The following is a 23,420-nucleotide window of genomic DNA, read 5'->3' on the forward strand; positions in this document are numbered from 1 at the left end:
GCTGCCCCGTGAACGTGCTCAGGGGTCGGAAATGCCGACGTTCGATTCTACGGGATGCCTGGTCCTCGGCCGATTCGTCAGCCCTCGGCCTGCCCGGTGACGATGTCGATGAGGCGTGCGACCGCCGTCGCGTAGCCGGGCACGCCCTCTCCGATCACGTGGACCACGGCGACGTCGGCGACGTACGAGTGGTGGCGGAACTCCTCGCGCGCCATCACGTCCGAGATGTGCACCTCGGCCACCGGCAGGGCGACGCCCGAGAGGGCGTCGCGCAGCACGACGGAGGTATGGGTCAGGCCGCCCGGGTTGATGACGATGCCGGCGCAGTCCTGTCGCGCGTCGTGGATCGCGTCGAGGAGAACCCCCTCGTGGTTGCTCTGCACCGCCCGCACCTCGAAGCCGCGCCGGGCCGCGGCATCCGTCGCCAGACGCACGACGTCGGCCAGCGTCTCGGTGCCGTAGATCTGGGGCTCCCTGGTGCCCAGCAGGTTCAGGTTGGGGCCGTTGACGAGCAGGAGGCGACGAGGGGCGGTCATGCTCGCACGATATCAGCGCGCGCGGAGCCGGCCCCCTGTGCGGAGAGCCGGACGGGCGCGTTGCCGGCGCCGTATCCGTCGTAGCGGCCGCGGCGCTCGACGAACTCGCAGAACAGGTCGCCGACCGTCGCAGTGTAGAAGTGCAGGTACTCGCCCTGCGCGTCGCGATCGAAGACGAGGTCGAGCTCGCGGAGCATCGCGAGGAAGCCGTCGTCGAGGTCGAACCGCGCCGCGAGATCCTCGTAGTAGTTGCGTGGGATCGGCAGCGGCCGCAGCCCCCTGGCCCTCGCCGCGCGCGCGAGCGCCACGATGTCGTCGCAGGCGAAGGCGACGTGCTGCGGCATGGCGGCCGGGCGGCCCGACAGGATCGGCGGCGACACGTTGAGCGGGATGCGGATGGAGCCGTCCGGGGACTGGATGACGCGGCTCTGCACGAGGCCCTGCGGGCTCGCCACCTCCGTCGAGCTCGCCGTGGGGAGTTCGAGCACCGAGGAGAAGAACAGGATCGCCTCGTCGACGACCTGCCAGGGCTGACCGAGGCTCACGTGGTCGACGGCGATGATGGGGCTGTCGCGCAGGGGTTCGCCGTGTTCGAACTCTGCGGCCCACGTCGGTTCGCTCTCGGTGCCGCGCGACGACCAGAAGATCTCGGTGCCGTCCGGCGCCGTGCCGCCGTCGAGCAGCTGCTCCCCCGCATACGTGCGCCGGTAGGCGAACGGCGTGCCCAGTTCGGCGGCCCGCGCGGTGAGAGCGGCGGCATCCGGGACGTCGAACCCGACTGCCGCGATGTGCGGGTCGAGGTCGCGGGCATGCTGCTCGTTGAGGACGACGCGCGCGTCGCCTGACGTCCACAGCGTGACGGGCTTCGTCCGGTGCTTGCCGCGCGGGGTGAACCCGACCGTTTCCAGCAGCTCCTCGATGCTCGAGGTGTCCTCGGCCTTGATCTCGACGAAATCGAAGCCCACGGGCGTTCCGCCGTCGGCGAGCGTCGCGAAATCGGCGGGCGCGGCGCTCCCGAGCTCCCGCGCGACGGCGTCCTCGAGCCAGCGCAGCGACCGGCGCGCGTGCACAGCGGTCCCTCGCACGTCGACCTGCCGGAACGTGTCGTTGAAGACCTCGAGGGACACCGGGCCGTCGTAGCCGGCGCGCAGGACGTGGGTGAGGAAGCGCGTCAGATCGAAGCTCCCCTCGCCCGGGAAGAGGCGATGGTGACGGCTCCACGACAAGACGTCCATGGAGAGCGCGGGCGCATCGGCGAGCTGAAGGAAGAAGATGCGCTCGCCCGGGATGTCTTCAATCGCCTGCGGGTCGTGGCCGCGCGACAGGATGTGGAACGAGTCCAGGCAGATGCCGACCGCCGGGTGGTCCGCGAGCTGCACGATCCGCCACGCACGGCGGTAGTCGTCGACGTATCTGCCCCAGGCCAGCGCTTCGAAGGCGATGCGGACGCCGTACTCCTGCGCGAGATCGCCGAGCCGGCGAAGCTGGGATGCCGACACAGCGTCGTCGTCGACCGTCGCGGTCGACACGTTGCTGCAGCACAGCACCACCTCGATCCCCATCCGCCGCATGAGGGAGAACTTCGCCCGCGCGCGCCGCAGCACGTCCTGGAACGCCGGTTCGTCGACTCCTTCGACGTCGCGCATCGGCTGGTACAGGTCCAGCGTCAGCCCGAGGCGCTCCGCGAGAGCGCGGACCTCCTCGGGGCTCTCCGGCGCCGAGATGAGGTCGGGCTCGAAGATCTCGACGCCGCCGAAGCCCGCTGCGGCCGCGGCGTGCAGCTTCTCGACGAGCGTCCCGCTCATGCACACCGTCGCGATGGAGGTCCTCATGGCGTCACAATGTACCAGTCGGTACATTGTGACGCACCCCCTCCCTCGCGGGCGCCGCGTGCGGCGCCCACTATCCTGGCGGTCGTGCCCCCCGTTACGCGTGATGCCGAGCGGACGCGAGCAGAGCTCCTCGCGGTCGCGACCGAGGTGTTCGCCGAGGAGGGGTACTCCGGAGCCCGCGTAGACGACATCGCCGAGCGCACGCGCACGACGAAGCGGATGATCTACTACTACTTCGGCGGCAAGGAGCAGCTCTATCTGGCGGTGCTCGAGAACGCCTACCAGGGCATCCGCAAGGCCGAGCAGGCGATCGACGTGGACCACACGGATCCCGTCGCCGCGATCCGCCAGCTCGCCGAGCTCACGTTCGACCACCATGTGACGCACGACGCCTTCATCCGGCTGGTGGCCATCGAGAACATCCATCGCGGCGAGTTCATCCGGCGGATCGAGTCGCTTCGCACACTCGCCCAGCCGGCGAAGACGCTCCTCGACGAGATCCTCGAACTCGGCCGCGCGGCAGGTGTCTTCCGGGAGGATGTCGACGCGATCGACGTCCATCTCGTCATCAGCGCCTACTGCGTGTTCCAGATCGCCAACCAGTACACCTTCGGCTACCTCTTCGACGTGTCGTTCACCGACCCGGAGCGCCGGAGCCACCTGCGCTCGCTCATCGGCGACGTCGTCGTCGGCTGGCTCACGAACGCCCCGCGATAGTCCGGCGCACCCGCCGTCGCACCACTCGGCGCAGCGGCGCCTCACGTTCCCCGCCGAACTCGTGACTCCATTCGCTCTTGACATCGACGATCCGTCGTGGTTTTCTCTGAACGTACCAGTTAGTACATAGACGTGCCGGTCCGACGAAGGAGTGCCATGAGCCAGACACCGCCGTATCTCGTGGGGCTGGTCGGAACGGGCGTGACCCCCTCCCTCACGCCGGCGATGCACATGGCCGAGGCTCGCGCCCTCGGCCTCGACTACGTGTACCGCACCATCGACCTCACGACACTGGGCCTCGCCCCCGACCAGCTGCCCGACATCCTCGCGTGGGCGCGTCGCCTCGGTTTCGACGCCCTCAATGTCACCCATCCCTGCAAGCGCCTCGTGCTCGAGTACCTCGACCGCATCGACCCGCTCGCCCAGGCGCTCGGCTCGGTCAACACCGTGCTCTTCACCGACCAGGGGCTCGTCGGTCACAACACCGACACGACCGGGTTCGAGACGGCGTTCCGCACCGGCCTTCCGCGCGCGGCGGTCGTCGACGTGACGCTGCTCGGGGCGGGCGGTGCGGGCTCCGCCGTCGCGGATGCCCTGCTCCGCGTCGGGACCCGCCGGCTCACCGTCGTCGACATCGACGCCGAACGGGCCGAGGAGCTCGCGACCGACCTGGCGCGTCGTCATGTCGTCGAGGTGGCCCACGCCACGACGGACGCTCTCCCGAACCTCCTCGCGTCGGCGTCGGGGCTGGTGCACTGCACGCCGACCGGCATGAAGGAGCACCCGGGAATGCCGTTCTCCCCCGACCTGCTGCGGCCCGAGCTGTGGGTCGCCGACATCGTCTACCGGCCGCTCGACACCGCGCTCCTGCGCGCGGCCCGCGACGCCGGCTGCGCCACGCTCGACGGCGGAAGGATGGCGGTCCACCAGGCCGTCGACGCGTTCCGCCTCATCACGGGCCACCAGCCCGACTCCGATCGCATGATCCGCCACTTCCACGACCTCGTTGCGCCGCACCCCGTGCCGGCGTGACACTCACCAGAGAAGGACGACCGATGACCACCACCGCAACGACGCGGAAGACCCCCGTGAAGGCGGCTGTCGCCAGCTTCATGGGCAGCGCCGTGGAGTACTACGACTTCTTCCTGTTCGGCTCCGCCGCAGCGCTCATCTTCCCCACCGTCTTCTTCCCCTCCGACAACCAGGCCGCGCTCGTCATGTCGTTCGCGACATTCGGCTTCGCCTACATCGCGCGTCCCGTCGGCGCCGTCATCCTCGGCCACTTCGGCGACCGCATCGGCCGGCAGAAAGTGCTCATGTTCACCCTGCTGCTCATGGGCATCTCGACCTTCACGATCGGCTGTCTACCGGGCTACGAGCAGATCGGCTGGGCCGCCCCCGCGCTGCTGGTGCTGTGCCGGCTCATGCAGGGCCTGTCCGCGGCCGGCGAGCAGGCGGGCGCGTCGTCGCTCACGCTGGAGCACGCGCCCGACGACCGCCGGTCGTTCTTCACGTCGTGGACCCTCACCGGCACCCAGGGCGGCCAGATCCTCGCCGCGCTGATCTTCATCCCGGTCGTCGCGCTCCCCGACGAGATCAAGTACACGTGGGGCTGGCGCGTGCCGTTCTGGCTGAGCGCGGTCGTGGTGCTCGTCGCCTTCTTCATCCGGCGGACGCTGCACGAGACGCCCGAGTTCGAGCAGGCGAAGGCGGAGGGACGGATCGCACGGATGCCGCTCATCCCGCTCCTGCGCGACCACTGGCGCGACGTGCTCCGCGTCATCTGCTGCGCGTTCATCGCCGCCGTCTCGACGGTGTTCGGCAACCTCGCCATCGCGTACGGCGTGGAGGTCGGGCTCAACGCCGCCATCACGCTCTGGCTCGTCGTCGTCGCCAACCTCGTCGCGATCGGGACCCAGCCCCTGTTCGGCGCACTGGCCGACCGCATCGGTCGCAAGCCGGTGTTCATCTACGGCGCGCTCTCGTCCGCGGTCTTCATGCCCTTCTACATGCTGTCGATGGGGGCGGGGAACGAGTTCGTGACGTTCCTGCTCGCGGTGCTCACCTTCTCGTTCGGGTACGCCGCCGCAAACGCCGTGTGGCCCTCGTTCTACGGCGAGATGTTCAGCACGCGCGTGCGGTTCTCGGGCATGGCGATCGGCACGCAGCTCGGGTTCCTCATGGCGGGCTTCGCCCCGTCGATCGTCACGGCGCTGGGCGGCGTTCAGGAGGGCGGCTGGCTCGTCATCAGCGTCTTCACCGCGGTGATCTCCCTCATCGCGACCGTCAGCGCCCTCACGGCACGCGAGTCGAAGAGCATCCCCACGGCTGAACTCGGTCTCCGCTCCGAGCAGCGCGAGGAACTCGTGCCTGCCGTCTGAGCACCGCAGCCGTCACAGGCCCCGTCCCGCGATGCGGGGCGGGGCCTTCGAGGTCATGGCAGCGGGCGCGCCATCACGATCTCCGGACCGATGACGCTCGTGAACGTCTCGCCCGTGGGGACGAACCCCGCCCGACGATACGCGCCCTGGGCGCGGGGATTGTCCCGGTGCACGTCGAGGCTGAGCCGGGTGAGCCCGAGGGAGCTCACCCACTCCGCGGCGGCGGCGAGCAGGAGGTCGATCGCTCCCGTACCGCGATGAGCCGGGTTGACGTAGACCCCGACGACATCCGCCCGACGGTCGTCGACGAAGCGGCCCAGGTGATCGGTCTGCCCCGTCGCGCGGATGAGCACGGAAAGGCTGCCCACCCACACGTCGTCGATCACCGCCACGAACTGCGCGGCGGTCTCGCTCAGGGCGGCGAGCTCGGCGCGCTCGCGCCAGAACTGCTCCGAGCGGGCGGCGACCTGTTCCGGCGTCTCGAGGAAGGCGATGTCCGCGTCGGGATCGCTGGTCGACTCGAGCCGCAGCTCGCGCACCGCCTGCCACTCGTCGGAGCGGACGCGACGCACGGCCACGCTGCTCACCCCGCGACCTCCTGGTACGCGGCGAAGAGCAGCGACTCGTCGGGCGCCTGCAGCACGGTGGGCTTGGCGATGTCGTCGAGCACGATGAAGCGCAGCATCCCGCCGCGGCTCTTCTTGTCGCGCTGCATGGTCGACAGCAGCTGCGGCCACGCGCCGGGGCGATAGCCCGTCGGCAGGCCGAGGGACTCGAGGATGTCGCGGTGGCGCTGGGCGGCGGCATCCGGAAGCCGGCCCGCGAGGCGCGACAGCTCGGCGGCGAAGACCATGCCCACCGAGATCGCGGCGCCGTGGCGCCAGCGGTACCGCTCGGCGTGCTCGATGGCGTGGCCGAGGGTGTGCCCGTAGTTGAGGATCTCGCGAAGGCCCGCCTCGCGGAGGTCCTCCCCCACGACGCGCGCCTTCATCCCGATGGCGAGCTCGATGGTGCGGCGGAACGCCGCGCTCTGCGGGTCCACGGCGTTCTCGGGGTCCGCCTCGATGAGATCGAGGATCTCGGGCGCCCAGATGAAGCCGGCTTTGACGACCTCGGCATACCCCGCGACCCGCTCGTTGCGTGACAGCGTGCCGAGCAGGTCGAGGTCGCAGATCACGGCGCGCGGCGCCCAGAACGCACCGACGAGGTTCTTGCCCTCGGCGGTGTTGACACCCGTCTTGCCGCCGACGGCGGCGTCGACCATCCCCAGCACCGTGGTCGGCACCTGCACGACCTCGACGCCGCGCAGCCACGTCGCCGCAACGAACCCGGCCAGGTCGGTCACCGCTCCCCCGCCGAAGCCGACGACGGCGTCGGTGCGGGTGAAGTCCGCCTTGCCCATGACCTGCCAGCAGAATGCGGCCACTTCGATGCGCTTGCCCGCCTCGGCGTCGGGGATCTCCGCGAGGAGAACCTCGCGGTCAGCCATGAGCTGTGCGCGCAGGCGCTCCGCCTCGGCGGCGAGGGTCGGCGGGTGGATCACGAGCACCTTGCGCGCGGCGGGTGGCAGCGCCTCGCCGACGGATGACAGGATGCCGTGTCCCACGGTGATGTCGTAGCTCGCGTCTCCGCTCACGGTGATGGTCGTGGCATCCGTCATGCGGTCTGCTCCTTGTGCTGGTCGCCGGTGGGGGCCGACGGGTCGGTGGTGCCGCGCACCCACGCGACCAGGGCGTCGACGACGTCCTGCAGCGGACCGGTGGAGGTGTCGAGGATGATGTCGGCGAGTTCCTCGTAGACGGGGCGACGCTCTTCGAATATCGCCGTCCAGCGCTCGATCGCATCGTCGCCGCCCTGCAGCAGCGGGCGGTTCGAGTCGCGGACTCGGCCCGCCACGACGCGGGGAGAGACCGTGAGCAGGACGACGCGGTGCCGGGCGAGGTCGGCGCGCGTCTCGGGGTCCAGCACGGCTCCGCCGCCCAGCGAGACCACCCCGCCCGTCGCGAGCCCCTCGACCACGGCGGCGCGCTCGGCGGCGCGGAACTGCGCCTCACCGCGCTCGACGAACAGCTGGTCGATCGGTCCGTGGTCGCGGACGACCGCGGCGTCGGTGTCGAAGAACGGAAGGCTCAGCGCCCGCGCGACCTTCTTGCCGATGCTCGTCTTGCCGGCCCCCATGGGACCGATGAGCACGACGGTGTCAGAGTGCGAGGTCATGGTCGGCGAGGCCGGCGTCGCTCGCTGCCGCGCTGCGCAGCGCGTCGGGGATCGCCGCGAGGTAGCCCTCGATGTTGCGGCGCGTCTCGGCGACGCTGTCGCCCCCGAACTTCTCGAGCACGACGTCCGCCAGCACGACCGCGACCATCGCCTCGGCGACGACGCCCGCGGCGGGCACGGCACACACGTCCGAGCGCTGGTGGTGGGCCGAGGCGGCGTCGCCGGTGGCGACGTCGACCGTGCGCAGCGCCTTCGGGACCGTGGCGATCGGCTTCATGCCTGCGCGCACGCGCAGCACGGTGCCGGTCGACATGCCGCCCTCGGTGCCGCCTGCCTTGTCGCTCGAGCGGGTGATGCCGTCGCCGGCGACGAACAGTTCGTCGTGCGCGGCGGAGCCGCGGCGGCGAGTGGTCTCGAAGCCGTCGCCGACCTCGACGCCCTTGATGGCCTGGATGCTCATGAGCGCCTGAGCGAGCTTCGCGTCGAGGCGGCGGTCCCAGTGCACGTGCGAGCCGAGCCCCGGAGGCAGGCCGTAGGCGAGCACCTCGACGATGCCGCCCAGTGTGTCGCCGTCCTTGCGGGCGTCGTCGACCTCGGCGACCATGGCCGCGCTCGTCGCGGCGTCGAAGCAGCGCAGCGGGTCTGCGTCGAGCGTGTCGACGTCGTCGGGAGTCGGCAGCGCCGAGCCTTCGGGGACCTGCACCGGACCGATCGAGAGGGTGTGGCTGACGAGACGGATGCCGAGCTCGGCCAGGAACGCGCGTGCGAGGGCGCCGAGGGCGACCCGGGCGGCGGTCTCGCGGGCGCTCGCGCGCTCGAGGATCGGGCGGGCCTCGTCGAAGCCGTACTTCTGCATGCCGACGAGGTCGGCGTGGCCCGGGCGGGGACGCGTGAGCGCCGCCCCTCGTCCGCGCGACTTCTCGGTGAGCTCCACGGGCTCGGCGCTCATGACCTCGACCCACTTCGGCCATTCGGTGTTGCCGATGCGCACGGCGATGGGACTGCCGAGGGTCGTGCCGTGCACGACGCCGGAGGAGATCGTGAGCTCGTCCTCCTCGAACTTCATGCGCGAGCCACGGCCGTAGCCGAGCTTGCGGCGCGCGAGATCCGCCTGGATCGCGGCGCGGGAGATGGGGACGCCCGCAGGCAGGCCCTCCATGACGGCGACGAGTTCGGGGCCGTGCGATTCGCCGGCCGTGAGCACGCGGAGCATTGGTCCAGTCTCCCACGCCCCGGGAGGCCGTTACGCCGCGGTGGGCTCCCCGAGCGCCTGGCGCATCGCCTGCAGCGCCTCCGCCTCGCGGTCGAGGGGCGTGCCGGGGTCGCCGTCCCGGAAGATCCGGATCTGCAGCAGAGCCTGATGCAGCAGCATCCCGAGTCCTGATCGGGCGGTGCCGCCCGCGCGATCCCACGCGGCCGACAGCGCCGTCGGCCAGTGCCCGTACACGACATCGAGCAGGTGGCCGCCCGAGCGGGCGAGGGCGTCGGCCGCGGCATCCGGAAGCGTTGCGTCGCCCGGCAGCGTCGCGATCGTGAGCGGCACGGCGGCGTGATCGGATGCTGCGAACGGCGTGGTCGTCACGGCGATTCCGATGCGGCGGCCGAGGTCGGCGAGCGGCGCGACCGCTTCCGGGCGGCGTGCGATCACATCCACCTCGCGCGCGCCGACCTCTCCGAGAGCGACCAGGGCGGAGGTCGCGGTCGCGCCGGCGCCCACGATGCGCGCCCGCGCCACCGTCGTGATGCCGTCGTCGGCGAGGGTGCGGACGATGCCCCCGACGTCGGTGTTGAAGCCGCGGGCACCGTCGGCGTCGAGCAGCAGCGTGTTGACCGCGCCGGTCAGTTCGGCGCGTCGGTCGAGCACCGCCGCGGCCGCGAACGCGACACCCTTGAGCGGCATCGTGAGCGAGAGGCCCCGCCACGCGTCGTCGAGCCCGGCGAGGTCGCCGGCGAAGGATGTCTCGTCGACTCTTCGGCGTCCGTAGGTCCAGTCGAGGCCGAGAACGTCGTACGCTGCGGCGTGCAGCTGCGGCGAGCGGCTGTGCGCGATCGGGTCGCCCCAGACCTCCAGACGCGACGCCTGGGGGCTCAGCACCCCTGGTCCGGGTTGTCGCGGCACCACTGCTGCCACTGCTCGACGTACTTCAGATGCTCGCTGTAGGTCGAGCTGAACTGCGTCTCGCCGGTGAGAAGGTTCACCGTCACGAAGTAGAGCCAGGGGCCGTCGGCCGGGTGCATCGCCGCGTCGATCGCAACGTCTCCCGGGTTGGCGATCGGGCCGACGGGCAATCCCGTGTGGACGTAGGTGTTCCACGGGTTGGGATCGTTGAGGGCCTCCTCAGACGAACTGACCGTTCCGTCGTGCATCTCTCCGTAGCCGTACTGCGCCGTGGAGTCCATCTGGAGCTTGCCGAATGTCTCCTGGTTGTTCGCGTCCAGCCGGTTGAGGATGACGCGCGCCACCTTCTGCATATCAGCCCCGGAGCTGGCCTCACGCTGAACGACTGAGGCGGTCGTGAGGATCTCCTGGCGCCGCTCGACAGGCACACCGGCGGCGTCGAGCGACTGGATCGTACGGTTGACGAGCGTCTGGATTGCCGACTGCGCGGTGACAGTCGGGTCGAAGGTGTAGGTCGCCGGGAAGAGCCAGCCTTCCAGCGGCTGCCCGCCTGCCGCGACGACGTCCGGGTCTGCGGGCACGCCGTACACCGACGAGTCGGCAGCCGCCGCGGTGAGCTCTTCGAGCGGGATGCCGGTGCCCTCCGAGATCCGTGCGAGTGTCTGCTCGAGGGCGTAGCCCTCCGGGATCTGGGCGGTGAACTCCTGCTTGTTGGCGGGATCCATGATCGCGGCGAGGGCTGCTTCGCTCGTCATCTGCTTCTGGAGCTTGTAGACCCCCGGCTGAAAAGTGGGATTCTGCCCGCTCTTGATGAGGTAGTCGTAGAAGGCGTCGGGCGTCTTGGTCACGCCCGCGTCGTACAGCGACTGCGAGATCGGCGACCCGGTGTCGCCCTGGGCGATCGTGACGAACGTCTCGCCGTTGGCCAGTCCGGCCTCGTATTCCTTGGGCTCTTCCCAGCCCATGACCTCGCGGATCTTGTCCTCGTAGGTGTTCCACACGTACAGGCCGCCGGCGGCGATGCCGCCGAGGATCAGCAGCACGACGCCGAGGGCGATCCACCCGCCGATGCGCCGGCGCTTCCTGTCCGGCGGCGGGGCGTGCCCGATGTCGTGGGTCGACGCCGATCCGCTGAAGAGGTCCTCGAGGGAGCCGGAGGGTGCGGACGGCGCGTCGGTCTCATCGCGAGCGGGCGGGGTGGCGCGAGCGGCCGACGGGGAAGCCACCCCGGCCGCGGGAGCAGCAGCAGGCGCGGCGCCCCCACGGCTGTAGGGCATCGCAGGGCTCCCGCCGGCCGTGGCGAAGAGCCAGGGGTCGTCATCGACGGTCGCCTCGACGTCGATCGGCTGCGTCGTGGGACGAGGGGTGCGCAGCGGCACCGGCTGGAAGCCGCTGCCCGGCACGGGCTCGTCCACCGGGACGGCGGGGGTCGACGGCGGCGTGGGAGCGGTCCCGACGACAGGCGTGGAGCCGGTGATGAGCGATTCCCACGTGGCCGCGTGGGCGGCGGGAGCAGCCTCCGGCGCCGAGGGCGCAGGTGCGGCCGGCATCGTCGGCGTCTGCCCCGTCGTCGCCCGGCGCGCGGCGGCCTCGCGGGCGGCGCGGCGCGACGGGGGAACGGCTTCGCCGGCGGGCGATGAGTCGGGCATCAGGCGGGCTCCTGGGGGACGGGGGTTCCGGGAGGTCGTCCGGTGCTCTTCTCGACGTCGAGCGCTTGCTGGAGCAGGACGACCGCGGCGACCTGGTCCACGATGTTACGCGACGAACGCTGGGTTCTGCCCGAACTGCGCAGTGCCGCGTGTGCCGAGACGGTGGAAAGCCGTTCGTCGACGAGGCGCACGGGGAGCCCGGATGCCACCGCCAGCGCGGCGGCGAAGTCCCGGGCGTCCTGGGTCGAGGCCGTGTCCTCGCCGCGCATGTTCAGAGGCAGGCCGACGTAGAGCTCGACCGCCGAGAACTCGTCGGAGAGCGCCACGATGCGGGTCACCGATGCGTCGTCGCGCGGCACCGTCTCGACCGGAGTCGCGAGCAGGCCGTCGGGGTCGCACTTCGCTACCCCGACCCGGGCCTTGCCCACATCGATGCCGAGCCGCGTGCCGCGCCGGAAGCCGCTCACGCGCCGAGGGCGTCCTTCACCGAGACCAGTGCCGCAGGCAGGGCCGCAGCATCCGTTCCACCGCCCTGGGCGACGTCGTCGCGTCCGCCGCCGCCGCCGCCGAGCACGCCGGCGGCGCCCTTCGCGAGGACGCCCGCCTTGGCGCCCGATGCGCGGGCCGCGTCGTTGGTGGCGACGATCACGACCGGACGGTCGTTCACGACCGCGCCGAGCGCGACGACCGCGGCCTCGGAGCCGAGACGCTCGCGCACCTGCAGCGCCAGCGAGCGGACGTCGTCGGCGGATGCGGCGTTGCCGAGCGACTCCGCAACCACGACGGTGTCCCCGACCCGCGTCGCGGCGGCCGCGAGGGCCGGGAGCCGGTCGCCGAGGGCCTTGGCTTCGAATGCCGCGATCTTCTTCTCGGCGGCCTTGAGGCTCGCCTGCAGCTCGGCGATGCGAGCGGGCAGCTGCTCGCGCGGTGCCTTGAGCGAGGTCGTGAGCTGCGACACGAGGGCGCGCTCGGCCGCGAGTGAGCGGAAGGCGTCGAGACCGACGAGCGCCTCGACACGGCGGTTCGACGCGCCCACCGACGACTCGCCGACGAGGTTGATGAGCCCGATCTCGGCACTCGTCGACACGTGCGTGCCGGCGCAGAGCTCGCGCGACCACGGGCCGCCGATGTCGACCATGCGCACCGTGTCGCCGTACTTCTCGCCGAACAGCGCCATCGCGCCGAGCGAGCGCGCCTCGTCCAGCGGGAGGACGCGCGTGGTCACCTCGAGGTTGTCGCGCACCGCGTTGTTGGCGATCTCCTCGATCTCTGTCTTCGTCTCGTCCGACAGCGACTGGCCCCACGAGAAGTCGAAGCGCATGTAGCCGGCGCGGTTGAGCGATCCGGCCTGCGTCGCCGTCTTGCCGAGCGTGTCGCGGAGCGCGGCGTGCACCAGGTGCGTCGCGGAGTGCGCCTGACGGGCGGCGCGGCGGTTCGCAGCATCCACCACCGTCGTCGCCGCCTGACCGACGCCGACCTCTCCCGTCGACACCTCGACCGTGTGGCTGATGAGTCCCGGCACCGGCTTCTGCACGTCGAGCACCTCGAGCTCGTAGCCCGGGCCGACGATGACGCCCTTGTCGGCGACCTGGCCGCCCGACTCCGCGTACAGCGCGGTCTCGGCGAGGATCACCTCGGCGATCTGGCCGGCACTCGCGCGGTCGACCGAGACGCCGTCGACGAGGATGCCGAGCACCTGCGACTCGGCCTCGAGGTCGGTGTAGCCGGTGAAGACGGTCTCACCCTGCGCCCGCAGGTCGCGGTAGACGCTGGTGTCGGCGAGCTGACGCTTGCGCGCCCGAGCGTCGGCTTTGGCTCGTGCGCGCTGCTCCTGCATCAGGCCGTCGAACGCGGCGCGGTCGACGCTGAGACCCGCCTCCTCGGCGATCTCGAGCGTCAGGTCGATCGGGAAGCCATATGTGTCGTGCAGCAGGAACGCCTCGGCGCCGGTGAGGGTCGTGCCCCCCGCAGCCTTCGTATCGGAGAGCGACTCGTCGAGGATCGACTCCCCCGCCGCCAGCGTGCGCAGGAACGTCGCCTCCTCGGCGAGGGCGTACTGGGAGATGCGCGCCCAGTCGGTCTCGACGACCGGGTAGGCGTCCTTCATGGCGTCGCGCGATGCCGAGAACAGCACCTCGAACGTCGGCCCGTCGACGCCCAGCAGGCGCATCGAGCGGATCACGCGGCGCATGAGACGGCGCAGGATGTAGCCGCGGCCGTCGTTGGACGGCGTGACGCCGTCCGACATGAGCATGAGCGACGAGCGGACGTGGTCGGCGACCACACGGAAGCGCACGTCGTCGTCGTGGTTCGCGCCGTATGTGCGGCCCGCGAGCTCGACCGCCTTGTCGAGCACCGGACGCACCTGGTCGGTCTCGTACATGTTGTCGACACCCTGCTTGATGAACGCGATGCGCTCCAGGCCCATGCCGGTGTCGATGTTCTTGTTCGGCAGCTCGCCGACGATGTCGAAGTCGTACTTCGAGCGAACGTTCGTGATCTCGTACTGCATGAACACGAGGTTCCAGATCTCGACGTAGCGGTCGTCGTCGGTCGCGGGGCCGCCGTCGATGCCGTACTCCGGGCCGCGGTCGAAGAAGATCTCCGAGCAGGGCCCGGCAGGGCCCGGAAGACCGGTGCTCCAGTAGTTCGTGTCCTTGCCGAGCCGCTGGATGCGCTCCTCCGGCAGGTCCGTGAGCTTCAGCCAGAGGTCGTGCGCCTCGTCGTCCTCTTCGTAGACGGTGACCCACAGGTCCTTCTGGTCGAAGCCGAGCCCGCCGTCGGCCTCGGGCGAGGTCAGCAGATCCCACGCGTAGCGGATCGCGCCCTCCTTGAAGTAGTCGCCGAACGACCAGTTGCCGAGCATCTGGAAGAACGTGCCGTGGCGCGGCGTCTTGCCGACCTCTTCGATGTCGTTGGTGCGGATGCACTTCTGGTTGTCGGCCGCGCGCGGGTACGGCGCGGGCACGTCACCCGAGAGATACGGGATGAAGGGCACCATTCCGGCCACCGTGAACAGCAGCGCCGGGTCGTCCGTCACCAGCGATGCCGAGGGGACGATGGTGTGGCCGTTCTTCTCGAAGTAATCGAGGAAGCGCTGTGCGATCTCGGCGGTCTTCATGCGGGTCCTTGCGTGTGCGTGCGAATGCGTGCGTGTTCGGGGAGTCTGACGAGGTTCATGCGGGGCGGCGCCGAGGCGGCGCCGGTGCGACTCAGTCGGCGATCTTGCGGGCGGCGTCGTCGACGGCGTCGGCGACATTCCCGACGGCGTCGGATGCGGCGGCCCGCGCGCTCGACGCGGCGTCGGCGGCGGCATCCCTCACGTCGTCGACGAGGCCGGCGAAGCGGGCCTCCTGTTCGCGGTACGCGTCGCCCATGCGGTCGGTGAACTCCGTGATGCGGGCGTCGACGTCGGCGAGGATCTCGTGGCCGCGCGGGTCCTTGTTGACCAGGTGGGCGAGAACGAAACCGCCGGCGATGCCGAGCAGGAACCACAGGAGGCTCTTCATGTCACCACTTCCTCGCGAGCCGCCGGGGCGCGGCATCCCCCCATCGTATGCGGAAACGATGAAGGGCGTCGGGTCTCCCCGACGCCCTTCGCGTGTTCGCAGAATTATCGAGCTGCGTAGTACTCGACGACGAGCTGGACGTCGCAGACCACGGGGACCTCGGCGCGCTTGGGGCGACGCACGAGACGGGCCTGGAGCTTGTCGAGCTCGACCTCGAGGTAGCCCGGAACGGGCGGCAGGACCTCGGCGTGACCGCCGAGCGCTGCGACCTGGAAGGGCTCGATGCCCTCGCTCTTGGCCTTGACGTGGATGAGCTGACCCGGCTTCACGCGGAAGGACGGGCGGTCGACGAGCTGGCCGTCCACGAGGATGTGGCGGTGCACGACGAGCTGGCGAGCCTGCGCGGTGGTGCGGGCGAAGCCGGCGCGCAGCACGAGGGCGTCGAGACGCATCTCGAGCTGCTCGACGAGGTTCTCACCCGTCAGGCCCTGGGTGCGGCGGGCCTCGTTGAACTGGATGCGCAGCTGCTTCTCGCGGATGCCGTACTGCTCGCGCAGACGCTGCTTCTCGCGGAGACGGACGGCGTAGTCGCTGTCCTGCTTGCGCTTGGTGCGGCCGTGCTCGCCCGGCGCGTAAGGGCGCTTCTCGAGGTACTTGGCTGCCTTGGGGGTCAGCGCGACGCCGAGGGCGCGGGAGAGACGGACCTTGCGGCGGTCCTGGGACTTCGTTGCCACGAAGTGTTCCTTTCGATGACGCGGCCGTGTCTTTCACGGCCCGCGGACGTATCGCCCCGTCTTCGCCCTGTCCGGACTGCACGCCGGGGCATGCCGGAAGGTAGGTCAGGAAGAGAGGGGATGCCCGAAAACTGCGTTTCGAGCCGCTCAAGTCTACCAGACGCGCCGTCGGGCCTTCATGAGAGGGCGACGACCAGCGTCGACGCGGCGAGCACCGCGCACACAGGCGTCATCGTGAGGCGCTCGGCGCGACTGCGGGAGAGGGCGTTCATGACGATGCCGACGGCGAAGTAGGCGAAGAGCACCCAGGTCAGGGTGCGCACGGCGATGCTGTGGCCGCCCGGCAGGATGCCGGCGCGACTGAGCAGCACCGCGGCGATTCCGCCGTAGAGGAGGACGGATGCCGCGCTGGCGATGCGCAGCCGCCGCGGCAGCACGCGATGCGCTCCGCCCCACACGAACCGTCCCCACGGTGCCCCCGCCGCGACGCAGATCTGCAGGGCGGCGAGGCTGCTCAGCAGGAGGCACGCGACGGCCACGGCGACCGTCTCCGGGATCACGGGAGTCGTCCGTTCATGCCTGCTCCCCCACGTCGTCGATCCACTCGCGCATCACGGCATGCGAGCGCAGTCCGTACTCGAGCGTCGCGCGCTGGAACGCGAAGATCCTGCGCGACGCGTCATCGAGTCCGGCAGCCTTCGCGTCCACCTCGGTCGCCAGGGCTTCCAGTGCCTCGCGGGACCCGTCGACGTGCTCACGGATGCCGCGGAGGACGTCCGCCCGATCCTCCGGGGCCTCGAGCAGGCCGAGCAGGTAGACCCTCGCGAGGACGACGGTCTCGGCATCCGTTCCTCCGGAGATCGGCGCCCGCATCCACGCGCGCCACCGCTCGCGCCCCTCGTCGGTGATCCGGTGGACCTTGCGGCCGCGCCGGCTGCCGTCAGCCTCGGCGACCACCACGGCGCCGTCGTCCACGAGGTGCTGCAGAGCGCGCTGGATGCTGCCGGAGCTGGCGCTGTAGAAGAGCGAGATGCCGGCGGCGAACCGTTTCTGGAGGTCGTAGAGCGACAGAGGCCCGCTCAGGAGCAGGCCGAGGATGACGAACTGCACGCGACACCTCCCGGCACGGGGGACGAATATCCCTCTGAGGGATATCAATCTACCTCTGAGGGATATCGCAGGTCAACGAGGCGGCGGTCAGCCGCCGTCGAGGATGCGACGGATCTTCTCGAGACGAGCCTGGACATCGCGCTCGGCGCCGAGCGCCTTCGGCTCGTAGTAGCGCCGACCGCGCAGTTCGTCGGGCAGGTACTGCTGCGCCGCGATGCCGATCTCGGCGTCGTGCGGATACACGTAGCCCTTGCCATGGCCGAGGCGCTTCGCGCCCGGGTAGTGGGCGTCGCGCAAGTGGATCGGCACACGGCCGAAGCCGCCCGAGCGCACGTCGGCGATCGCCGCGTCGATCGCGAGGTAGGCGGCGTTCGACTTCGCAGTGGTCGCGAGATACGCCGTCGCTTCGGCGAGCGGGATGCGGCCCTCGGGCATGCCGATGAACTGCACCGCGTCGGCGGCGGCCACGGCGATCGGCAGCGCCTGGGGGTCGGCGAGCCCGATGTCCTCCGCCGCCGAGATGATGAGGCGCCGGGCGATGAACCGCGGATCCTCCCCCGCCTCGATCATGCGGGCGAGGTAGTGGATCGCGGCGTCCACGTCCGATCCGCGGATCGACTTGATGAATGCGCTGATGACGTCGTAGTGCTCGTCGCCCTGGCGGTCGTAGCGCAGGAGCGCGCGATCCACCGCCTGCGCGACGTTGTCGGCCGAGATCTCGGGTGCGGCGGCCTCGTCCTGGTCGTCCTCATCGGGGACGGCGAGGGAAGCTGCGGCCTCGAGTGCTGTGAGAGCCCGCCGTGCGTCGCCGGAGGCGAGCCGCACGAGCGCGGCGCGCGCTTCGTCGCCGAGCACGACCGCGCCGGACAGCCCGCGGGCATCGGCCACCGCGCGGTCGAGGAGCATGCCGAGGTCCTCGTCGGTGAGCGGCTTGAGCGTCAGCAGCAGTGACCGTGACAGGAGAGGCGAGATCACTGAGAACGACGGGTTCTCGGTCGTCGCCGCGATGAGCACCACCCAGCCGTTCTCGACGCCGGGCAGAAGGGCGTCCTGCTGCGCCTTGGTGAAGCGGTGGATCTCGTCGAGGAAGAGGATCGTGGACTGGCCGTACAGATCGCGCTGGGTCAATGCCTCCTGCATCACCTCGCGCACGTCGCGCACGCCGGCCGTCACCGCCGAGAGCTCGACGAACCGGCGTCCCGAGGAACGGGCGATCGCCTGTGCCAGCGTCGTCTTCCCCGTGCCTGGCGGGCCCCACAGGATGACCGACGTCGCCGCGCGGGCCGCGGCATCCGGGTTCGCGAGGGTCACCAGCGGGGACCCCCCCCGCAGGAGATGCGCCTGGCCCGCGACCTCTTCCAGCGAGGTCGGGCGCATACGCACCGCGAGAGGCGTCAGTCCCTGGAAGAGCGCAGTCGGTGAGCCCACGCCCACGGAGGCTCCGCGTGACCCGCCGGCGGCGCGCGGAGAAGAGGTGGGGACGGTCACCTCACCAGGCTATCCCGCGCTCACGACACGGGATCTGCCAGGTTTGGCCGCCGCGGTGCGGGCCCGTAGGATCAAGCCGCCCGGGCGCTGCCTGGCACGAGGCGCATGCGCGCCACACGAACGGAACGAGGAGGTCACGTGGCGACCGGTGGCAAGGACCGTGACGCACGGGCTGCGCGGGAGCGCACGCGGCTGTACGAGGCGCGACGTCGGTTCCACGACGATCAGGCGCGCCGTCGCACGCGCGACAACCTGATCGCGGGCATCGTCGGCGGCGTGCTCGTGCTCGGCCTGATCGGCGCCCAGACGCTGTACTTCGTCGCCGGACCCGGCGCCCCCGAACCATCGCCCTCGTCGACGCCGACGCCGACCGCGACGACGCCGGAACCGACCCCGTCGGTGACGGCGACGCCGGAACCGACCGCGACGCCGACGCCCACGCCCTGACATCTCGGGTCGCGCGCCGCAACCGCACCTCAGGCCGGGCATCCGCCGTACTAGGCTGTGAGCCGTCCTACTCCCTACAGACGGCGCGAGCCGCGATGAGGTGCAACCCGTGACTGCCGCAGCAGACTTCCAGCCCGAGACCGACGCCCCCGAGACCACCGGGGCCGACGAAGACCAGACCCCGGCCGTCGATGACGATGCCGCCACCGCGACGGATGTCACGGCTGACGCGGATGCCGCGGTCACCCAGGAATCCGATTCCGTCGACGAAGCTCCGGCCGGCGACGCTCCGGACGGCGACGCTCCGGACGGCGACGCCGCCGAGACCGAGCAGCCGTCGGACGACACCCCGGCGGAAGAGTCCGCTTCTGCGGACGTCGAGATCGTCGAGGTCGACGTGGTGGAGGTCGTCGAAGACGGCGAGGTCGTCGCGGTCGAGGTGATCGAGGTGGCTGAGGTCGTCGAGGACGGCGAGGTCGTCGCCGTCGAGGTCGCGGACGTCGCCGTCGAGGCCGCGCCCTCCGCCGACGAGCCGTGGGGCCGCGTCGACGAGGACGGCACCGTCTCGGTCCGCGAGGCCGACGGCTGGCGGGTCGTCGGGCAGTACCCCGACGGGTCGGCCGAAGAGGCGCTGGCCTACTTCGAGCGCAAGTACACAGACCTCGCGAGCGAGGTGACGCTCCTGGAGGTGCGCCACCGCCGCGGCGGCGCCTCCGCCTCCGACCTGCGCTCGACCGCGCGCACGATCAACGGCAAGCTCGACGGGGCCGCCGCAGTCGGCGATCTCGCGAGCCTCGTCGCCCGCGTCGCCGCCCTGACCGAGACGCTCGCGGCCGAGTCCGCGACGGAGGCCGTCGCGGCACGCGAAGCCGTCGACGACGCCGTCAAGGCGCGCACCGAGCTGGTCGAGAAGGCCGAGGCCCTTGCCGCCCGCGACCCGCGCACTGTGCAGTGGAAGCAGGCCACGGGCGAGCTCAACTCCCTCTTCGACCAGTGGCAGTCGCAGCAGCAGAACGGCCCGCGTCTGCCGAAGTCGACGGCGCAGCAGCTCTGGAAGCGTTTCCGGGATGCGCGCGCCACGGTCGACAAGCACCGCCGTGCGTTCTACGCCGAGCTGGATGAGGCGCACAAGGGCGTCCGCGACCGAAAGACGCGCCTCGTCGAGAAGGCGGAGTCCCTCGCGCCCAAGGGCGAGGACGGGATCCCCGCCTACCGTGAGCTCCTCGACCAGTGGAAGACCGCGGGTCGCGCCGGCAAGAAGGTCGACGACGCCCTGTGGGCCCGTTTCAAGGCCGCGGGCGACGCGCTGTACGGCGCTCGCATCGAGCGCGAGGCGGCGGACGCCGAAGCCTCCCGCGAGAAGATCGACCTCAAGCGTGCCCTGCTCGACGAGGCGAAGGCGGTCGGCGACGAACGCGACATCGCGAAGGCCCGCTCGATCCTCACCGGGATCCAGCGACGGTGGGACGAGATCGGCCGCATCTTCCCGCGCGACACCGAGCGTTCGCTCGATGATGAGCTGCGTCGCGTCGAGAACGCGCTCCGCACCCGCGAGGACGCCGACTGGAAGCGCAACGACCCGGAGCAGAAGGCCCGCGCCAACGACATGACGCGCCAGCTCACCGACGCGATCCAGAAGCTCGAGGACGAGCTCGAGGCCGCCAAGAAGTCGGGCGACAAGAAGGCGATCGCCAACGCGACCGACGCGCTCGAGGCCCGTCGCACGTGGCTCAAGGCGCTCGGCGGCTGATCAGCCCCGCCTGAGCCGAATCGAACCCGGTCGTCGCGTGAGCGGCGGCCGGGTTCTCCACAATCGGCCGGCCGCGGCATCCGTGGATCATCCGCGGTGCGGCAGACTGCCTCCGTGCGATCGCCCTTCCTCTACTTCGCCGACGAGCGGCTCTCGCGCGCCGAGCTGACGGCTGCGTGCCTCGACGGCGACCTCGTCGCGCTCGGCGACGCGTACATCCCCGCCGACGCCGTCGAGACGGCGGCGCTGCGTGCGGGCTCGCTCGCCGAGACCCTGGGCGACACGCTCGCGGCCACCCACCTGTCGGCGGCCTGGGTGCACGGCGGCCTGCCGCTGCCGCCGTCGCGCCACACCCTCCAGCGTGCGGTGCCGCGCCGCCTGCACGTGCGCCCGGACCGCCGAGTGGTCTACCGCGATCTGCAGGTCCCCGGAGAGGACCTCCAACTGATCGGCGGCGTGCTCGTCACGACGCCGGAGCGCACTCTCGCCGACCTCGCGCGCGTGGGCGACGACGAGCACACCGAAGCCGCCCGACTTCTCGCGGAGATCGATACGGATGCCGCATACCGGGCGATCGCACGCCTGGAGGCGGGCGCGCTCCCCCACAAGCGCGCGGCGCTCGCGTGCCTCCGGGCGATCGTCGCCGAAGGTCAGGACGACGTGACGCGGTACACGTCGTAGACCGCGTCGATCCGGCGCACGGCGTTGAGCACACGGTCGAGGTGGACGATGTCGCCCATCTCGAAGACGAAGCGGCTCAGAGCCAGCCGGTCGTTGGACGTCGAGACCGTCGCGGACAGGATGTTGACGTGGTGTTCGCTGAGCACGCGCGTGACGTCGCTCAGAAGCCCCGAGCGGTCGAGCGCCTCGACCTGGATCTGCACCAGGAAGACGCTCTTCGTCGTGGGGGCCCACTCGACCTCGATGAGGCGCTCCGGATCCTCCATGAGCGACTTGACATTGGTGCAGTCGGCGCGGTGCACCGAGACGCCGCTGCCGCGCGTGACGAACCCGACGATCTGATCACCCGGCACCGGGGTGCAGCACTTCGCGAGCTTGACGAGGATGTCGGGTGCGCCGCGCACCAGGATGCCGGAATCGCCGTTGCGGGGAGCGCGGGCTCTGCCGACGACGGGCAGGTCGATCGGACCGGTGGTGGTGTCGTTCGCCGCGACGAGCGCCGTGACCTTCTCGAGGACCGACTGCGTCGAGACGTGTCCTTCGCCGACCGCGGCGTACAGCGCGGAGACGTCCTCGTAGCGCAGCTGATGGGCGACCTCGGTGAACGAGTCCTGGCTCATCAGCCGCTGCAGAGGCAGGTTCTGCCGCCGCATCGCGCGGGCGATCGACTCCTTGCCCTGCTCGATCGCCTCCTCGCGGCGTTCCTTCGTGAACCAGCCGCGGATCTTGTTGCGGGCGCGAGTGCTGCGCACGAATCCGAGCCAGTCCTGGCTGGGGCCGGCGTCGGGGTTCTTCGACGTGAACACCTCGACGACGTCGCCGCTCTTGAGCTCGGATTCGAGCGGCACGAGGCGGCCGTTGACCTTCGCCCCCATCGTGCGGTGGCCGACCTCGGTGTGCACCGCGTACGCGAAGTCGACGGGCGTCGCGCCGGAGGGCAGGCCGATGACGCGCCCCTTCGGCGTGAAGACGTAGACCTCTTTGGCGCCGATCTCGAAGCGGAGCGAATCGAGGAACTCACCGGGATCCGCGGTCTCGGCCTGCCAGTCGGAGATGTGGGCCAGCCAGGCCATATCGGTGTCGACCGACTTGGAGTCCGGCTTGCCGCCGTTCATCTGCTCTTTGTACTTCCAGTGCGCGGCCACGCCGTACTCCGCCTGCTGGTGCATCTCGTGCGTGCGGATCTGGATCTCGACGGTGCGGCCGCCGGGGCCGATCACGGTCGTATGCAGCGACTGGTAGAGGTTGAATTTCGGGGTCGCGATGTAATCCTTGAAGCGCCCGGGCAGCGGGGTCCATCTTGCGTGGATCGCGCCGAGGACGGCGTAGCAGTCGCGGACGCTCCCGACCAGCACGCGGATGCCGATGAGGTCGTAGATGTCATCGAACTCGCGGCCGCGGACGACCATCTTCTGGTAGACGGAGTACAGCTGCTTGGGGCGGCCCATGACACGGCCGCGGATGCGGAGCTCCCGCAGGTCGCTGTCGACGGCGTCGATGACGTTCTGCACGTACTGCTCGCGCTGGGGCGTGCGCTGTTTCACGAGGCTTTCGATCTCGGCGTACAGCTTCGGGTGCAGAACCGCGAACGACAGGTCCTCGAGTTCGGACTTGATCGCCTGGATGCCGAGCCGGTGCGCGAGCGGCGCGTAGATCTCGAGCGTCTCGGTGGCCTTCTTGCGCGACTTCTCGGGCGGGACGAAACCCCATGTGCGTGCGTTGTGCAGTCGGTCTGCGAGCTTGATCAGCAGTACCCGGATGTCGCGGGACATCGCGACGATCATCTTGCGGACCGTCTCGGCCTGCGCGCTCTCGCCGTACTTGACCTTGTCGAGCTTCGTCACGCCGTCCACGAGCATGGCGACTTCGTCGCCGAACTCGCTCGTGAGCATCTCCAGCGAGTACTCGGTGTCCTCGACGGTGTCGTGCAGGAGCGCCGCCGCGATCGCACGCGGCCCGAGACCCAGATCCGCCAGGATCTGTGCCACTGCGAGCGGGTGCGTGATGTACGGCTCGCCGCTCTGGCGGAGCTGACCCGTGTGTGCGGTCTCGGCCACCGAGTAGGCGCGCTCGACGATCGACAGGTCGCCCTTGGGGTGGTGCGTGCGCACCGTCCGCAGGAGCTGCTCGACGTCGTCGCGGCGGGCTGACCTCGAGAAGATCCGGGGGACGAGTCGCCGCAGCGAGGAGGATTGGGCGGGGGGGACGGTCTCGGTCACTCGATCCCCTCCCCTCCGCCGGACCTCACAA

At 70.6% G+C, this 23,420-nt stretch carries 22 protein-coding genes; 6 read left to right on the forward strand and 16 right to left on the reverse strand.

Annotated elements, in window-relative coordinates; all coding sequences use genetic code 11:
* Nucleotides 1–77: 77 nt before the first annotated feature.
* Together aroQ and RS82_RS19245 are read right to left on the reverse strand one after the other, a co-directional pair.
* A complete protein-coding gene (gene aroQ, locus RS82_RS19240; RefSeq protein WP_045302505.1) occupies nt 78–536 on the reverse strand; it encodes a type II 3-dehydroquinate dehydratase in 459 nt (152 codons plus the stop codon).
* A complete protein-coding gene (locus RS82_RS19245; protein WP_045302507.1) occupies nt 533–2,368 on the reverse strand; it encodes a sugar phosphate isomerase/epimerase and 4-hydroxyphenylpyruvate domain-containing protein in 1,836 nt (611 codons plus the stop codon). The genes aroQ and RS82_RS19245 overlap by 4 nt, the downstream gene beginning before the upstream one ends.
* 84 nt (nt 2,369–2,452) lie before the next feature.
* Here RS82_RS19245 and RS82_RS19250 point away from each other — a divergent pair, with 84 nt between their 5' ends.
* The 3 genes from RS82_RS19250 to RS82_RS19260 all read left to right on the forward strand — a co-directional run bounded on the left by RS82_RS19250 (nt 2,453) and on the right by RS82_RS19260 (nt 5,466).
* Nucleotides 2,453–3,085, forward strand: coding sequence for a TetR/AcrR family transcriptional regulator (locus RS82_RS19250; RefSeq protein WP_245619664.1), 633 nt, complete (start codon nt 2,453–2,455; stop codon nt 3,083–3,085).
* A 156-nt stretch (nt 3,086–3,241) separates the two neighbouring features.
* Nucleotides 3,242–4,117 carry a shikimate dehydrogenase gene (locus RS82_RS19255; protein WP_045302509.1) on the forward strand — a complete coding sequence of 292 codons (876 nt, stop codon included), beginning with the start codon at nt 3,242–3,244 and terminating at the stop codon, nt 4,115–4,117.
* Nucleotides 4,118–4,140: 23 nt separating this feature from the next.
* The gene (locus RS82_RS19260; protein ID WP_045302512.1) at nt 4,141–5,466 is read left to right on the forward strand and encodes an MFS transporter; all 1,326 of its coding nucleotides are present in this window, start codon (nt 4,141–4,143) and stop codon (nt 5,464–5,466) included.
* Nucleotides 5,467–5,519: 53 nt separating this feature from the next.
* On the opposite strand, the gene RS82_RS19265 is transcribed toward RS82_RS19260, so the two are convergent.
* The 13 genes from RS82_RS19265 to RS82_RS19325 form a co-directional block, all read right to left on the reverse strand.
* Complete coding sequence (locus RS82_RS19265; RefSeq protein ID WP_045302514.1) at nt 5,520–6,053, reverse strand: GNAT family N-acetyltransferase; 534 nt, start codon at nt 6,051–6,053, stop codon at nt 5,520–5,522.
* Nucleotides 6,050–7,126 carry a 3-dehydroquinate synthase gene (aroB, locus tag RS82_RS19270; protein ID WP_045302515.1) on the reverse strand — a complete coding sequence of 359 codons (1,077 nt, stop codon included), beginning with the start codon at nt 7,124–7,126 and terminating at the stop codon, nt 6,050–6,052. The genes RS82_RS19265 and aroB overlap by 4 nt, the downstream gene beginning before the upstream one ends.
* Nucleotides 7,123–7,683 carry a shikimate kinase gene (locus RS82_RS19275; protein ID WP_045302518.1) on the reverse strand — a complete coding sequence of 187 codons (561 nt, stop codon included), beginning with the start codon at nt 7,681–7,683 and terminating at the stop codon, nt 7,123–7,125. The genes aroB and RS82_RS19275 overlap by 4 nt, the downstream gene beginning before the upstream one ends.
* Nucleotides 7,667–8,896 (reverse strand): chorismate synthase, encoded by a 1,230-nt coding sequence (gene aroC / locus RS82_RS19280; protein ID WP_045302520.1) that lies wholly within the window; start codon nt 8,894–8,896, stop codon nt 7,667–7,669. The genes RS82_RS19275 and aroC overlap by 17 nt, the downstream gene beginning before the upstream one ends.
* A 30-nt stretch (nt 8,897–8,926) precedes the next feature.
* Nucleotides 8,927–9,778, reverse strand: a complete 852-nt coding sequence (locus tag RS82_RS19285) for a shikimate dehydrogenase (protein WP_045302522.1) — start codon at nt 9,776–9,778, stop codon at nt 8,927–8,929.
* A complete protein-coding gene (gene mltG, locus RS82_RS19290) occupies nt 9,772–11,451 on the reverse strand; it encodes an endolytic transglycosylase MltG (protein WP_052676941.1) in 1,680 nt (559 codons plus the stop codon). Before mltG ends, RS82_RS19285 begins: the two co-directional genes overlap by 7 nt.
* The gene (gene ruvX, locus RS82_RS19295) at nt 11,451–11,918 is read right to left on the reverse strand and encodes a Holliday junction resolvase RuvX (protein ID WP_045302523.1); all 468 of its coding nucleotides are present in this window, start codon (nt 11,916–11,918) and stop codon (nt 11,451–11,453) included. Before ruvX ends, mltG begins: the two co-directional genes overlap by 1 nt.
* Nucleotides 11,915–14,572: an alanine--tRNA ligase gene (gene alaS, locus RS82_RS19300; RefSeq protein WP_045302524.1), complete on the reverse strand. Its 2,658-nt coding sequence runs from the start codon at nt 14,570–14,572 to the stop codon at nt 11,915–11,917. The genes ruvX and alaS overlap by 4 nt, the downstream gene beginning before the upstream one ends.
* 91 nt (nt 14,573–14,663) lie before the next feature.
* Nucleotides 14,664–14,960, reverse strand: a complete 297-nt coding sequence (locus tag RS82_RS19305; protein WP_045302525.1) for a hypothetical protein — start codon at nt 14,958–14,960, stop codon at nt 14,664–14,666.
* A 104-nt stretch (nt 14,961–15,064) separates the two neighbouring features.
* Nucleotides 15,065–15,694: a 30S ribosomal protein S4 gene (gene rpsD / locus RS82_RS19310; RefSeq protein WP_018170803.1), complete on the reverse strand. Its 630-nt coding sequence runs from the start codon at nt 15,692–15,694 to the stop codon at nt 15,065–15,067.
* A 176-nt stretch (nt 15,695–15,870) separates the two neighbouring features.
* Nucleotides 15,871–16,254 carry a hypothetical protein gene (locus tag RS82_RS19315; RefSeq protein ID WP_342666945.1) on the reverse strand — a complete coding sequence of 128 codons (384 nt, stop codon included), beginning with the start codon at nt 16,252–16,254 and terminating at the stop codon, nt 15,871–15,873.
* Between the two features lie 13 nt (nt 16,255–16,267).
* Nucleotides 16,268–16,804, reverse strand: a complete 537-nt coding sequence (locus RS82_RS19320) for a PadR family transcriptional regulator (RefSeq protein ID WP_045302526.1) — start codon at nt 16,802–16,804, stop codon at nt 16,268–16,270.
* A gap of 87 nt (nt 16,805–16,891) precedes the next feature.
* On the reverse strand, nt 16,892–18,181 hold the full coding sequence (locus tag RS82_RS19325; protein WP_045302898.1) for a replication-associated recombination protein A: 1,290 nt from the start codon (nt 18,179–18,181) through the stop codon (nt 16,892–16,894).
* 249 nt (nt 18,182–18,430) lie between these two features.
* Here RS82_RS19325 and RS82_RS19330 point away from each other — a divergent pair, with 249 nt between their 5' ends.
* The 3 genes from RS82_RS19330 (at nt 18,431) to RS82_RS19340 (ending at nt 21,170) form a co-directional block, all read left to right on the forward strand.
* Complete coding sequence (locus tag RS82_RS19330; RefSeq protein WP_157005686.1) at nt 18,431–18,739, forward strand: dioxygenase; 309 nt, start codon at nt 18,431–18,433, stop codon at nt 18,737–18,739.
* 109 nt (nt 18,740–18,848) lie between these two features.
* Nucleotides 18,849–20,489: a DUF349 domain-containing protein gene (locus tag RS82_RS19335; protein ID WP_211255973.1), complete on the forward strand. Its 1,641-nt coding sequence runs from the start codon at nt 18,849–18,851 to the stop codon at nt 20,487–20,489.
* Between the two features lie 114 nt (nt 20,490–20,603).
* Nucleotides 20,604–21,170: a hypothetical protein gene (locus RS82_RS19340; RefSeq protein WP_045302902.1), complete on the forward strand. Its 567-nt coding sequence runs from the start codon at nt 20,604–20,606 to the stop codon at nt 21,168–21,170.
* On the opposite strand, the gene RS82_RS19345 is transcribed toward RS82_RS19340, so the two are convergent.
* Nucleotides 21,140–23,389 (reverse strand): RelA/SpoT family protein, encoded by a 2,250-nt coding sequence (locus RS82_RS19345; protein ID WP_045302531.1) that lies wholly within the window; start codon nt 23,387–23,389, stop codon nt 21,140–21,142. The genes RS82_RS19340 and RS82_RS19345 overlap by 31 nt on opposite strands.
* Nucleotides 23,390–23,420: the final 31 nt, after the last annotated feature.

It is taken from the genome of Microbacterium trichothecenolyticum (assembly GCF_000956465.1).
GTDB classification, from domain to species: Bacteria; Actinomycetota; Actinomycetes; order Actinomycetales; family Microbacteriaceae; genus Microbacterium; species Microbacterium trichothecenolyticum.